This is a genomic window from Serratia sp. T13T92, assembly GCF_047530105.1.
GTDB classification, from domain to species: domain Bacteria; phylum Pseudomonadota; class Gammaproteobacteria; order Enterobacterales; family Enterobacteriaceae; genus Chania; species Chania fonticola.
Genome location: NZ_JBLJAK010000124.1, coordinates 1 through 1,001 on the forward strand (window position 1 = coordinate 1; position 1,001 = coordinate 1,001).

The window sequence follows — 1,001 nt, forward strand, 5'->3', positions numbered from 1 at the left end:
CCGCCAAATGCATCCCCAACGTTACTGTAGTTATTACCCTGAATAGTGTAGCTCGGTGCCGTCAAGGTCCCGGTACTGCTGTCATACACCGTGCCACCCCCCAATGACCCGGCAACACTGCCACCCAAGGTGCCTATACGTGTATCCAGACCAGCAATATTCGTGGCGTTGGTGGTGACATTACTGTTGGTCGCAAACAACTGGCTACCATTCACTGCCTCAGTGGAAGCCGCAGAAAGCATGCCCGACGTCACACCAGTCAGAGTACGACTGCCATCGGTACCCGACACACTAACAGAAGAGCCTGCGGTGTCTGCGGCCACAGTGATGGCCTGAGTGGTCGCATCCTGTTTCACCAGTCCGAGCGTCCCGTTGGCCAGATTGGTTATGGCCGTGATGTTGTCCGCAATATTTGTAGCATTGGTGGCCAGGCCCATGTTCACACCGCCAAATGCATCCCCAACGTTACTGTAGTTATTACCCTGAATAGTGTAGCTCGGTGCCGTCAAGGTCCCGGTACTGCTGTCATACACCGTGCCACCCCCCAATGACCCGGCAACACTGCCACCCAAGGTGCCTATACGTGTATCCAGACCAGCAATATTCGTGGCGTTGGTGGTGACATTACTGTTGGTCGCAAACAACTGGCTACCATTCACTGCCTCGGTGGAAGCCGCAGAAAGCATGCCCGCCGCCAGATTGGTCAGCTTCTGTGCGTTACCCGGTGTCGCTGCCGTACCGCCATCTTCCGTCAGGGTCACCACGTCCTTCGTCGCAGTTCTCTGCACAACACCTGTGATGCCTGATGCCACGCTGTTGCTTAATGACGTTAGGCTGCTGTTCACCCCGCCAAATGCATCCCCAACGTTACTGTAGTTATTACCCTGAATAGTGTAGCTCGGTGCCGTCAAGGTCCCGGTACTGCTGTCATACACCGTGCCACCCCCCAATGACCCGGCAACACTGCCACCCAAGGTGCCTATACGTGTATCCAGACCAGC

At 55.8% G+C, this 1,001-nt stretch carries 1 pseudogene; it reads right to left on the reverse strand.

From position 1 onward, the window contains the following. Positions 1 to 1,001: pseudogene (locus ACMV5I_RS29500) on the reverse strand (hypothetical protein); the annotation flags it as partial.